The following is a 12875-nucleotide window of genomic DNA, read 5'->3' as shown; positions in this document are numbered from 1 at the left end:
ATGCGCGCCTGGTGGAGCGTATCAGTGGAACTGGTCGCTCTCGGTGCTGTCCTTCATCGCGGTGGTGGAGGACTTGCCGCCCGACACCGCGACGCTGACCGCGTCGAAATAGCCGGTACCCACCTCGCGCTGGTGCTTGACCGCGGTGAAGCCCTCCTTCTCGGCCGCGAACTCCTTCTGCTGGAGCTCGGAATAGGCCGCCATGCCCCGCTCCTTGTAGCCGCGCGCCAGGTCGAAGGTGGCGTAGTTCAGGCTGTGGAAGCCCGCCAGCGTGACGAACTGGTACTTGTAGCCCATGGCGCCGATCTCCTGCTGGAAGCGGGCGATCGTGGCGTCGTCCAGGTTGGCCTTCCAGTTGAAGCTGGGCGAGCAGTTGTAGGCCAGCATCTTGCCCGGGAATTCCTTGTGGATCGCCTCGGCGAACCGGCGGGCGTCCTCCAGGTTGGGCTTGCTGGTCTCCCACCACAGCAGGTCGGCATAGGGCGCGTAGGCCAGGCCGCGGGCGATGCAGTAATCGACGCCGACGCCCTTCTTGATGCGGTAGAAGCCTTCCGGCGTGCGGTCCTCGCGGTCGATGAAGGGATGGTCGCGCTCGTCGATGTCGGACGTGATCAGCTGCGCGCTCTCCGCGTCGGTGCGGGCCATCAGCAGGGTCGAGGTGCCGCAGACGTCGGCGCCCATGCGGGCGGCGTTGAGCGTCCGGACGAATTGCTGGATCGGCAGCAGCACCTTGCCGCCGAGATGGCCGCACTTCTTCTCCGACGCGAGCTGGTCCTCGAAATGGACGCCGGCGGCACCGGCCTCGATCATGGCCTTCATCAGCTCGAAGGCGTTCAGCGGGCCGCCGAAGCCGGCCTCGGCGTCGGCGATGATCGGCGCGAACCAGTAGGTGCCCGACTTGCCTTCCATGTGGTGGATCTGGTCGGCGCGCTGGAGCGCGTTGTTGATCCGCTTGACCACCGACGGGACCGAGTTGGCCGGATAGAGGCTCTGGTCCGGGTACATGGATCCGGCCAGGTTGGCGTCGGCCGCGACCTGCCAGCCGGAGAGATAGATCGCCTCCAGCCCGGCCTTGACCATCTGCATGGCCTGGTTGCCGGTGAAGGCGCCCAGCGAATGGACATAGGGGCGGGTGTGCAGCAGCTCCCACAAGCGCCGCGCGCCCAGTTCGGCCAGGGTGTACTCGATCCTGACCGAACCGCTCAGCCGGGCCACGTCCTCCATGGTGTAGTCGCGCTTGATGCCGTTCCAGCGCTTGGCATGGATTTCTTCGACGGAATTGAAACCGATGCTGTTGTCGAGCGGTGCCATGGTCGGAATTCCCTTCTTGTGCCGTTCTCCGGGACCGGTGCCCCCGTTTCTGAACCGCTGTGCGAGGTGCGGTGCAGCGATGAACTACAGGTATCGCTATAATGCGGTTCAGGCAATAAGTGGCTGATTGTAAAAGGGTAATCCTGTAAAGGCCTGTCTGTGGCTTGCTGAAAATCCGTAAAGCTTGTAAAGTTTACGGCACTGCGGCAAAGACGGGGGCGGTCGGTGGGGGCGGACAAGAAGGCGATGCTGGGCCACAAGGTCCGCCGGCTGCGGCGGGACCACAACCTGACCCAGGCGCAGATGGCGGAGCAGCTCGGCATCTCGGCCAGCTACCTGAACCTGATCGAGCACAACCAGCGTCCGGTGACGGTCCAGCTCCTGCTGAAGCTGGGACAGGCTTTCGAGATCGACCTCCAGGCTTTCGCCGAGGACGAGGAGAGCCGGCTGATCGCCGGGCTGCGCGAGGTGTTCGCCGACCCGCTGTTCGCCGGCAGCGATGTCAAGAACTCCGATTTCCGCGAACTGGCCGCCGTCGCCCCGACGCTGGGCCAGGCTGTCGTCACCCTCTACCAGGCCTACCGCGAAGCGCGCGAGGACATCGAGGCGCTGGCCGGGCGGGTGGCCGACCGCGACAAGCTCCAGGTCGTCCAGGCCGCGGCCTTCCCGGTGGAGGAGGTCCGCGACTTCTTCCACGCCCAGGGCAATCATTTCCCCGAGCTGGAAAGCGCCGCGGAGGAGCTGTGGCGCGACCTGAAGGCGGAGAGCGGCGACCTGTACCGCGGCCTGACGGATTTCCTCAACCGCGCCCACGGCGTGCGCGTCAAGCTGATGCCCATGGACGTGATGGGCACCGGCCTGCGCCGTTTCGACCGGCACAGCCGGCGCATCCTGCTGTCCGAGATGCTGCCGCCCAGCGGCCGGAATTTCCAGCTCGCCTGCCAGATCGCCCTGCTCCACCACCGCGATCTGATGGACCGGCTGGCCGCCGGGACCTCCCTGTCGGGCGACGAGGCGCGGCGGCTGACCCGGATCGGGCTGTCCAACTACTTCGCCGGGGCCGTCCTGATGCCCTACGACCGCTTCATCGAGGCGGTGCGGTCGGTCCGCTACGACATCGAGATCCTGGGCCACCGGTTCGACGCCAGCTTCGAGCAGGTCTGCCACCGGCTGACCACGCTCCAGCGGCCGGGCGCCAAGGGCGTTCCGTTCTTCCTGATCCGGGTCGACAACGCGGGCAACGTCAGCAAGCGGTTCAGCGCCGGCAGCCTGAACTTCGCCCGGTTCGGCGGCGCCTGCCCGCGCTGGAACGTCCATGACGCGTTCCGGTCGCCGGGGCAGATCATGACCCAGGTGGCCCGCATGCCGGACGGCACGACCTATTTCAGCATCGCCCGCACGGTGGACAAGAGCGGCGGCGGCTGGCGCAGCCCGCCCCAGCAATTCGCTATCGGCCTGGGCTGCGACGTCGCCCATGCCGGGCAGCTGGTCTACGCGGAAGGCGTCGACCTGGACAATGTCGGTGCCGCGACGCCGATCGGCGTCAACTGCCGCCTGTGCCCGCGCCTGGACTGCAGCCAGCGCGCCTTCCCCCCGCTGAACCACCGCCTGATCATCGACGAGAACCAGCGCGGACTGTCGACGTACTTCTTCATGCCGGGCCAGCAATAGAAGAACTTTTCATGGAATACGGCAACTTGAAAGGATTTTAAGAAGCTTGTAAACTACAGTCCGGAGTTTCAGGATTAGGATAATTTTGTCCCAGATCACAAGTTTTTTCTCAAAAAGATATCCATAATCCTCGAAATTCTATGTTTTCTTTGAAGTGTCAATAACCACTTTGCATCTTCTCTTGAGGCAAGTCATATAAATCCTGGCCCCATGGCAGCCAATATGGTTTTCATCCGTTTATGATAGCTGATGAAACCATTGCAGGAATTTGGCTCCGATGACGGTCAACGACAGCCATGCCGCTCGGCCTCCCGGTGCCGACCGTTTCAACACGCCTTTCTTCCGCCTGCTGATGGCGCTGGGACTGTTCGAGCCGTCCCGTAAGGTGAACCGCTGGCTATACCGGGTCCGTACCCAACGGCGGGCCCTGGCCGGCGAGGGCCTCGTGCCCGAACAGAAGCTCACCGCCAGCTTCGTCGACGCCATCCGGCGCCTGCGCGAGTTGAACGGCGGCAAGCCGATCGGCGACTACCTGGAATTCGGCGTCTGCTACGGCTCGTCCATGGCCTGCATGCACGACGCGCTGGAGCGGACCGGCACTCCCGGCGTCCGCCAGTTCGGCTTCGACAGCTTCGAGGGCCTGCCGCCGGAAGCCGACCATCAGGACAACCAGCTCTGGAGCAGCGGCCAGCTCGCCTCGTCGATCGAGTTCGCCCGCAAGCTGCTGACCCGCCGCGGCGTGGACTGGAGCAGGACCTTCCTGATCAAGGGCTGGTTCAAGGACACGCTGACGCCCGAACTCGTCGAGCGGCACGGCATCCGCCATGTCGGCATCGCCATGATCGACTGCGACATCTACACCTCGGCGCGCGACTCGCTGGCCTTCGTCGAACCCCTGATCGGAGACCACGCGGTCTTCCTGTTCGACGACTGGCATGCCGGCGGCCTGGCGGAGCAGAACCTGGGCGAGAAGCGCGCCTTCGACGAGTTCCTGCGCCGCAACCCGGACATCGCGACGACCCAGCTGCCGGCCTACAACGAGAATTCGGCCGTGTTCCTGCTGGCCCGGACGAAGACCCCGCCCGACGCCTGACCGCGGCGCCGGACCGGGTTCCCGGGCGGGCGCCGGGCGGGGCCGTTTTTCCATGCCGGGCGGCGGCGATTTCGTGTAGATATCGCCGCCATGCGTGTCCCCGTCCTATTGGCCGTGCTGGCCGTCGCCGTCCTGGGCAACTTCGCCCTGTGGGCGCTTCCCAATCGTCCCCAACCGCTCGAGCCGCCCCCCGGCGGCAAGCTTCAAAGCGTGTCCTTCGCGCCGTTCCGCGACGGGCAGAGCCCGCTGACCATGGTCTACCCGACGCCGGCGCAGATCGAGGAGGATCTCCGCCTGCTGAAGGACGAGGTCGTGGCGGTCCGGACCTATACCAGCCGCGAAGGGCTGGAGAACGTCCCGCCGCTCGCCCGCGAATACGGCATCAAGGTGATGCAGGGCTCCTGGATCGGTCCCAAGACCGCCCTGAACGAGGAGGAGATCGCGGCCCAGATCCGCCTCGCCAACGAGTATCCCGACGTGATCGACCGGGTGATCGTCGGCAACGAGGTGCTTCTGCGCGGCGACCGCACGGTCGACCAGCTCGTCGAGTACATCCGCCGGGTCAAGGCCCGGGTGAAACAGCCCGTGACCTATGCCGACGTCTGGGAATGGTGGCTGAAATACCCCCAGGTGGCCGACGAGGTGGACTTCATCACCATCCACCTGCTGCCTTACTGGGAGGACGTCCCGGCCGGCGTCGAGGGCGCCGAGGAGCGCATCCTCGAAGCCTACCGTGAGATCCGCGAGCGTTTCCCCGGCAAGCCGATCCTGGTCGGCGAGGTCGGCTGGCCGACCGCCGGGCGGACCCGCGGCCCCGCCGAGACCGGCCTCGTCAACAAGGCGCGGTTCGTCAACCTGTTCGTCCGCATGGCCGAGCGCGAGGGCTTCCAGTACAACATCGTCGAGGCCTTCGACCAGGGCTGGAAATCGGCCAACGAGGGCACCGTCGGCGCCAACTGGGGCCTGTTCTCCACCGACCGGGAACGCAAGTTCTCGCTCGCAGGGCCGGTCGTCGAGAATCCGGACTGGATGCGCCACGTCGCGCTGTCGAGCGGCCTGGCGATCGCCGCCGTCCTGGCCGCCGCGGCGGCGGTGCCGGGCCTTGCCGCCTCCCTGCGGCCCGGCCGCGCGCTGCTCCTGGCGATCCTCGCCCAGGGCATGGCGAGCGCCCTGGTGCTGGCCGGGCATGTCACCTGGACGCAGACCTATTACCCGTTCGAAACGGTCCGTGCGGCGCTGCTCTTCGCGCTGGAGGTCGTCCTGGCAGCGGCGATCCTCGAATCGGCGGCCCGCCTCCTGGCGGATCCGCGGGGCGGGAAGGCCGGGATCCTGGCCGTCCCCGGCGCCGCGGCGGCCTGGGCCATGGCGGCCGTGGCGGTCGTCGCGACCGCGCTGCTGATCTTCGACGGGCGCTACCGCGACTTCCCCGTTCCCGACTATCTGGTGCCCGGCCTGGCCCTGCCCGCGCTGGGGCTGCTCCGCCTCGCCCTCCAGGGCGGCGGGCCGAACTCCCTGACGGTGCGGGGCGCCCTGGCCGGCGCATCGGCGGCGGCCTTGCCGTCGGTCCTGGCCGGGCGGGCGGCGCTCGCCCTGGCCGTACTCCTGCCGCTCGGCGCGGCGGGCATCGTGATTCGCGAGGGTACCGTCAACACCGAGGCGATGGCCTGGGCGGGGCTCCTGGTGCTCACCGCCATTCCGTACGCGGCTGCAATCGCGGCGGCCCGCAGCAGTGTTTCGTCAACTAAAAGCATTTTATCAGCATCTCGTTAACCATATGAAAACCCGGCCCGCCCACCCTGTGCTCCGAACTTTGGGAGTAGGGAGGGGGCCGGGATGCCTCATTGGGTTAATTCCAAATCGCCGACGCGGCTGCTGGCCGGCATCTTCGCCATCGCCCTGGGTTGTTCGGCATCGTCCCGGGCCGACCCCGTCATCAATCCGGCCGATCTGAACAACGCCGTGATCGCGGCCGGGCATCAGACCCGCGCCGTGATAAACCGGCTGAACGATCTCCACGCATCCCACGCCGGCGGCGCGCCCAACGGCGGCAACCGCGCCGAACGGCTCCGGCTGGAGCTGGACGAGAAGCAGGTGCCGCTGCGCGCCTTCTCGCGCTTCATGCCGCCGGCCCTGAAGGATTCCCGCACCGGTCCGGTCGGCACCTTCTTCAGCGGCAGCGCACGCCTCGCGAAGAAGGCCGGCCGGCAGGAGCGCGGCGGCACGATGCTGGAAACGCCGGGCCTGACGGCGGGAGCCGACATGCAGGTCGGCGACCACAGCTCGATCGGCGTCGCCGGCGGCTATGTCGCGACGGCAGAGAAACTGTCGGGCCGCAGCATCGCCGTCTACGGCGCCCACATGGTCAAGCCCGGCCTGACGCTCGACGGGGTCGCCGGGACCGGCGACCTGTCCTTCGCGACAGGAGGCGCCGACCTGATGTTCGGCGGCCTGGGCCTCCGCAACGAGCTCCGGCTGGACGGCGGCCTGATCCTGGCCGCCACGACGCGCTTCAACTACGCCGCGGCCGAGGGCGGCGACTCCGGCGTCGACAGCGAGCTCGCCACGGGAACCGTCGGGGTGCAGGCCAGCTACCGCATCGATTACCTGTGGGGCACGCTGATGCCGCGTGCCGGAATCGAGCACGTCCACGAACTGGCGGACGAGGCCGTGCACCGGACCGCGACCAGCATCCGCTTCGGCCTCACCGCCCAGCACCGCGACGGCGGCATCCTGACGATCGACCACTCCACCACCCAGCCCCGGATGCATACCCTGCGGGCGGCCCTGAAGGTCAAGTTCTGACGGGTTCGCGACCGCCCCTTCGCCTCTCAGGGCGAGGGAGACAGGCGCCGGGGCGTCCGCCCGAGCTTCTCGCGCAGCAGCTCCGCGGCCCCGGTCACCCCGACCAGGGCGACGATCCGCGGCATCAGGCTGCGGACTTCGGAGAACCGCCTCTTCCGAAAGGCGGCCATCGCTTCGTAGATCAGGCCCTTGGCCAGCGACACCCGGATCTGCCCGCCGATCCGCCCCCTGCATGCCCGCGCGAGCCGGCGGCATTCGTCGGTGCCGATCTCGCGCATCGCGGTGAAATGGGTCAGCGCGCCGATCAGGATGCGGCGCTCGGCGGCGGTCAGGTCACCGCCATTCGCGACGATCCAGGCCAGGTCCCGCCCGGCGCTGTCCGGAACGACGTGCCGATTCGCGATCGCGAAGCGCTGGATCCTGGCGGTCCGTTCGCTGTAGCTCCTGGACGCCGGGACGTAGCGGTCCAGCGGAAGCGTGTCGAGCAGTTCGGAAATGAAGATCCTGTTGTAGCGGCTCCACGCCACCGATGGCTCGGCGGCGCTGAATGCCTGCGCCAGGGTGCCGCGGGTTCCCGGATGCCGGCGCTGGATGAAGGTCGGCTCCTCGATCCGCGCCGGAGGATAGTGCCGAGCGAGCTTCAGCATGATGTCGTAGTCCTGGCACCGGACCAGCCGTTCGTCGAACAGGCCGACCCGCACCAGGCACTCCTTCCTGGCGACGACCGCCGGCTGGCCGTAGACGAAGCAGTGCTCCATCATCCGGATCAGGAACTCGTCCGGCTCCGCCGGCCAGAGCCTCGCCTCGTACCGCACGACGATCCCTCCGTCGGGACCGGAGTGCCCCACTTGGACCGCGCTGTAGGTGAAGCCGGCCTCGGGGTTCTCCTCCAGCGCGGCCAGGTGCCGGTGCAGCGCGTCGGGCAGCGCCACGTCGTCGTCGTCGAAGACCCAGATGCAGTCGCCCCGGGCCAGCGGCACCGCCCTGTTGATGGCCGTCGACTTGCCGCCGTTCGGCTTGGAGACGATTTCGATCCGGCCGGAATAGGCCTCCAGCACCGCCAGGGTGGCGTCGGTCGAGCCGTCGTCGACCACGATGACCTGATCCGGCGCCCTGGTCTGTCCAAGTATGCTGTCGATGGCATCCGCGATGTAGCCCGCCCGGTTGAAGGTGGGAATGATCACGGTGCAGGTCAGGCGCTTCATCTCCCGGTTCCCGTTCGGCCGATCCGTTTGAATGGAACTGCGGTGGCTGTTTTAGAGCAGATCCGGGTCCGGCGGAACTTGAAGATGCGGCGCCGGGCTCGAAAGCCCGGCGCTCCTCGGGATGGACGACGGTCCGTCACGCCAGCTTGGCGTCCAGGGTGATCTCCGTCGCCGCGAGCGCCTTGGAGACGGGGCAGTTGGCCTTGGCGTCGTCGGCCTGCTTCCTGAAGCCGGCTTCGTCGATGCCGGGTACCTCGGCCTCGCAGGTCAGGTCGATCCGGCTGATCGCGAACCCGCCGTCCGCCTTCTCCAGATGAACCTTGGCGGTGGTCGAGACGCGCTCCGCCGGATGGCCGGCGCCCGCGAGCCCATGGGCCAGCGCCATGGAGAAGCAGCCGGCATGGGCCGCCGCGATCAGCTCCTCTGGGTTGGTGCCGCTGCCCGATTCGAAGCGCGACGGAAAGGAGTAGGCGGCGTCCACGACGCCGCTACCGGTCCTGATGCGGCCAGTTCCGTCCTTCAGCGCGCCGCGCCATTCGGCTTCCGCCGTCCGTAATGCCATGATCGTCCTCCGACGGTGGTGTTCGTGCCTGGAAAACACGCCGGCGGGCAATAGGGTCCCGTCCTTTCGGGCCGGCCCGTTTCACGATGTCGCGCCCGCATATCCCGCTTGGCGGCGCGGGGCGCCTGGATCATCGTCGGACCGTGATCGTCCGGAGCATCATGCCTCACCAAGCGGCCTCCACCGTCGGTTCGATGGTCCCGCGGGCCGCCGCCGTCCTGGCTGCGGCGCTGACCGTCGCCGCCTGCCTGCTTGCCGCGGCAAGCGGTGCGGCCCGGGCGCAGAACGCCGCCCGGACGGTCATGCTGGTCAACGAGATGGAGGTCTACGCGCTCGGACGCGACATGGAGCTGTTCGAGGACCCGACCGGCCGCCTGACCATCGACCAGGTCACGACGCCCGAATTCTCCCCCCGCTTCCAGCCCGGCCAAGAGGACGAGCCGAATTTCGGCCTGACCCGGTCCGCCGTCTGGGCGCGCGTGACCCTGAACAGCATCCTGGCCGTGCACCGGGACTGGTTCCTGGTGTTCCGCCAAGCCCTGGTCGACCGGGTCACCGTCTATGTGCCCCGGCCGGACGGTGGCTGGACGGCGCTCGAAGGCGGCATGCTGGTGTCGCGAAGTTATTTCCGGCTGGCCCACCGCTATCTCGTCTTTCCCCTGTGGCTCCAACCGGCCGAGCAGCCGACCCTCTATGTCCGGGTCGAGAACCGCGGCACGCTGACGATCCCCCTGGTCATCCAGTCGGTGGCGTCGCTCTACACCTCCGACCGGTCCGAGCAGCTCCTGTTCGGAACCCTGTTCGGCATCCTGATGACGGTCTGCGTATACCTGTTCTTCATCTGGCGGGTCATGCGCGAGCGCTGCCAGCTCTACCTGATCCTGATGCAGCTCTCGGTCACCTTCCACATCGCCTCGGCGAACGGCTTCCTGGCCGAATACCTGTGGCGCGGCATGCCCTGGTGGACCGGCTATTCGGTGCCCCTGTCGATCCTGCTGGCCATGGTCACCGGCATTCTGTTCGCCGGCAGCTTCCTGGCGGTCCGGCAGCACATGCCGGCCTTCTACCGGGTGCTCCGCCTGCTGGTCGCGGCCCTCGCCGCCCTGGCCGTGCTGGCGGCCTTCGACCGCCTGCTCGTCAACATGCTGCTGCCCTGGTGCGTGATCGGCATGGTCGCGGTGTTCCTGCATGCCGGGGTCGGCGCCATCCGCCTGAAGGTGGACGGCGGACCGGTCTTCCTGGTCGCCTTCTCCGCCCTGCTGATGGGCGGGCTGGCGCGCAGCCTGGTCAGCCTGGACCTGCTGCCGGCCAACCTGCTGACCGCGAACATGTTCGATGCCGGAGCCGCGGTCTCCTCCGTGGTCTTCGCGGTCGGCATCGCCGGCCAGTTCAGGACCCGCCAGGAGGAGAAGGAACGGGCGCTCCGCCTCAGCAACGAGCGGTTCGCCCTGGCCGCCGACGGCGCCAGCGCCGGCCTGTACGACTGGGACTTGGTCACCGGCACGGTCTATTACTCGCCCCGCATGGCCGAGCTGTACGGCGGCCCGGCCGCCGACCTCGGCACCTCCGCCGAGGCCTGGACGCGGCAGATCCATCCCGCCGACGCGATGCGGGTGCGCCGCGCCTACCGGGCGTTCCTGAAGAGCCGGTCGAACACCGTGGCCCTGGAATACCGCCTGCTGTCCCGCGACGGCAGGATGCGCTGGGTCTCGACCACGGGGGCCGCGGTGCGCGATCCGCGCACCAACTGGGTGCTCCGGGTCGCCGGCTCGACCGCCGACATCACGGAGAACAAGCGGGCGGAGGAGAGCCTGCGGGCGTCGGAATCGCTGAAGGCCGCGGTCGTCGCCTCCTCGCTCGACTGCATCATCACCAGCGATGCCGAGGGCCGGATCATCGAGTTCAACCCGGCGGCCGAGCAGACCTTCGGCCATGACCGGGAATCCGTGCTGGGCAGGCCGCTGGGCGACATCATCATGCCGGTGCTCCAGCGCGCCCGCCACACCGCCGGCATGCGGCACTATTTCGACACCCGCGAGCGCCACCTGCTCGGCCGCCGGGTCGAGGTCGAGGCGATGCGCTCCGACGGCACCGTGTTCCCGGTGGAGCTGGCGGTCAACGAGGTCAAGGCCGGCGGGCAGGCGGTCTTCACCGCCTTCGTCCGCGACATCACCGAACGCCGGCGCGCCCAGGCCCAGATCGCCAGCCAGCACGAGGCCCTGCTCCAGTCGGAGAAGCTGGCCGCCCTCGGCTCGCTGCTGGCCGGCGTGGCGCACGAGCTGAACAACCCGCTGTCGGTGGTGGTCGGACAGTCCGTCCTGCTGGAGGAAACCGCGCCGGACGACGCGACGGCCCAGCGCGCCCGCAAGATCCACCGTGCCGCCGACCGCTGCGCCCGCATCGTCAAGACCTTCCTGTCCCTGGCCCGGCGCAGCCCGCCCGAGCGGCAGCAGGTCGATCTGAACGAGATCGTTCTGGCATCGATCGAGCTGGTGGGATACTCCCTGCGCACCGACGGGATCGAACTGACACTCTCCCTGGCGCCTGGGCCGGCCCGGCTGTGGGGCGATGCCGACCAGTTGAACCAGGTGGTCACCAACCTGGTGGTCAACGCCCGGCAGGCGCTCCAGGGATCTCCCGAACCGCGGCGGCTGGCGGTCTCGGTCGTCCGCGTCCCCGGACCGCCGGTGATCCGCCTGACCGTGGCCGACAACGGTCCCGGCGTGCCGGCCGGCATCCGGACCCGGATCTTCGACCCCTTCTTCACGACCAAACCGGCCGGGATCGGCACCGGAGTGGGGCTGTCCATGTGCCACAACATCATCGACAGCCATGGCGGCATCATCGCCCTGGGCGAAACGCCCGGCGGCGGCGCCACCTTCATGGTCGACCTGCCGGCGCTCGATGCGGCCCCGGCGCGCGCGGCGGAGCCGCCGCCGGTCCCCGCGGCCGTCCGGCCGCTGAACCTGCTGATCGTCGACGACGATCCCGAGATCGCCCTGACCCTCGCGGAAATGCTCCAGCCCGACGGCCACCGCATCGCCGTCGCCCAAAACGGCACGGAGGCGCTGGAGCGCCTGGCCTCGGACCCCTGCGACCTGGTGATCAGCGACATCCGCATGCCGGAACTGGACGGCCCCGGCCTGTACCGCGAGCTGGAAACCCGCCATCCCGGCCTGCTGAAGCGCATCGTCTTCGTCACCGGCGACACGCTTGGCGACGGCGTGCGCGACTTCCTGGGCGAGACCGGCGTGCCCGTGCTCGAGAAGCCCTACGAACCGGCCGACCTGAGGGCGATGGTCGCCCGGCTGGCCGGCGAATCCGGCCCTGGCGGAATCAATAAACGTTGAAGGGGAAATAGCGGGAGTTGACCCGCAGGAAGATCCCGTTGCGCAGCAGCTTGTCGATCGCCCCGTCGACCCGCTCGACCAGGACCCCGTCGCCGAGACGCATCGCGACGCCGATTCCCTCGTCCACATAGACGGGATTGCCGATCCAGGCGAAGCGGGCGCCCTGCGGCGTGTTGAGGAAATGCCAGAGCCCAAGCCCGTCGGCGAGCACGAGGTCCAGATGCCCCGCGACCAGGGCCTCCAGCATCTCCCCCGAGTCCCGAACAGGGTGGGCCGGATCGCGGGGCCGTAGTTCCGGACGAGATGGTCCGCATGGGTCGTGCCGGCGACTGCGCCGATCCGCCGGCCGGCAAGGCCGTCCGCCGTGATCGGCGCCGCTTCATTGCGGTCCGCCAGGAAGCGGATCGGCGTAGAATAGTATTTGGCGGAGAAGGCAACGATCCGCCGCCGCTCCTCGGTGATTGGGACGCCGGCCATCACGGCATCGATCCGGCCGTCGCGGAGCGCCGGGATCAGTTGATCGAAGGGCAGGTCGATCCACTGGCAGAGCGCGCCGAGGCTGTCGCAGATCTGGTTTCCCAAGTCTACCTCGAACCCGGTCAGCCGGCCTTCGGCGGTGAAGTAGGCGAAGGGCGGGTCGCGCGCGTCGGTCCCGATGCGGAGCGTTTCGCCCCGCACCGGCGCCGACAGCCCCGCGAGCGCCAGCAACGCCAATCCGAGGGACGCCAATCCCGGCAACACCTTGATCACGGCACCGCGCCCCTGTTCGGCTCCCGTTCAGATCATGGGTCGCAGTCTATTGATCGAAAGGGGTAGCGTCAACAGCCGCGGCCGGGACCGGACCGGCGGCCGCGCCACCTCAGCGGAGGCCGAGAAACGAC

At 68.3% G+C, this 12875-nt stretch carries 8 protein-coding genes and 1 pseudogene; 5 read left to right on the top strand and 4 right to left on the bottom strand.

Going from position 1 to position 12875, the window contains the following annotated elements; genetic code table 11:
• Positions 1-21: 21 nt before the first annotated feature.
• Positions 22-1311, bottom strand: a complete 1290-nt coding sequence (gene aceA, locus DPR14_RS01145) for an isocitrate lyase (RefSeq protein ID WP_158043522.1) — start codon at positions 1309-1311, stop codon at positions 22-24.
• Positions 1312-1536: 225 nt separating this feature from the next.
• Here aceA and DPR14_RS01140 point away from each other — a divergent pair, with 225 nt between their 5' ends.
• The 4 genes from DPR14_RS01140 to DPR14_RS01125 all read left to right on the top strand — a co-directional run bounded on the left by DPR14_RS01140 (position 1537) and on the right by DPR14_RS01125 (position 6877).
• Complete coding sequence (locus DPR14_RS01140) at positions 1537-2982, top strand: helix-turn-helix domain-containing protein (RefSeq protein ID WP_246148692.1); 1446 nt, start codon at positions 1537-1539, stop codon at positions 2980-2982.
• A 277-nt stretch (positions 2983-3259) separates the two neighbouring features.
• Positions 3260-4075, top strand: a complete 816-nt coding sequence (locus DPR14_RS01135) for a TylF/MycF/NovP-related O-methyltransferase (protein ID WP_158043521.1) — start codon at positions 3260-3262, stop codon at positions 4073-4075.
• A gap of 90 nt (positions 4076-4165) precedes the next feature.
• Positions 4166-5845, top strand: a complete 1680-nt coding sequence (locus tag DPR14_RS01130) for a glycoside hydrolase family 17 protein (protein ID WP_158043520.1) — start codon at positions 4166-4168, stop codon at positions 5843-5845.
• 63 nt (positions 5846-5908) lie between these two features.
• Positions 5909-6877: an autotransporter outer membrane beta-barrel domain-containing protein gene (locus DPR14_RS01125; RefSeq protein WP_158043519.1), complete on the top strand. Its 969-nt coding sequence runs from the start codon at positions 5909-5911 to the stop codon at positions 6875-6877.
• 26 nt (positions 6878-6903) lie between these two features.
• On the opposite strand, the gene DPR14_RS01120 is transcribed toward DPR14_RS01125, so the two are convergent.
• Positions 6904-8082, bottom strand: a complete 1179-nt coding sequence (locus DPR14_RS01120; protein WP_158043518.1) for a glycosyltransferase — start codon at positions 8080-8082, stop codon at positions 6904-6906.
• A 136-nt stretch (positions 8083-8218) separates the two neighbouring features.
• Positions 8219-8644: an OsmC family protein gene (locus DPR14_RS01115; protein WP_158043517.1), complete on the bottom strand. Its 426-nt coding sequence runs from the start codon at positions 8642-8644 to the stop codon at positions 8219-8221.
• Between the two features lie 86 nt (positions 8645-8730).
• On the opposite strand from DPR14_RS01115, the gene DPR14_RS01110 reads away from it, so the two are divergent.
• Positions 8731-11994 (top strand): PAS domain S-box protein, encoded by a 3264-nt coding sequence (locus tag DPR14_RS01110; RefSeq protein WP_158043516.1) that lies wholly within the window; start codon positions 8731-8733, stop codon positions 11992-11994.
• On the opposite strand, the pseudogene DPR14_RS28975 reads toward DPR14_RS01110, so the two are convergent.
• Positions 11932-12672: pseudogene (locus tag DPR14_RS28975) on the bottom strand (transporter substrate-binding domain-containing protein); the annotation flags it as partial. The gene DPR14_RS01110 and the pseudogene DPR14_RS28975 overlap by 63 nt on opposite strands.
• Between the last annotated feature and the right edge of the window lie 203 nt (positions 12673-12875).

Source organism: Skermanella pratensis (genome assembly GCF_008843145.1).
In the GTDB taxonomy this organism is placed as follows: domain Bacteria; phylum Pseudomonadota; class Alphaproteobacteria; order Azospirillales; family Azospirillaceae; genus Skermanella; species Skermanella pratensis.
The sequence above is the reverse complement of the archived record's forward strand: the minus strand, read 5'-3'. Positions and strand labels throughout refer to the sequence as shown.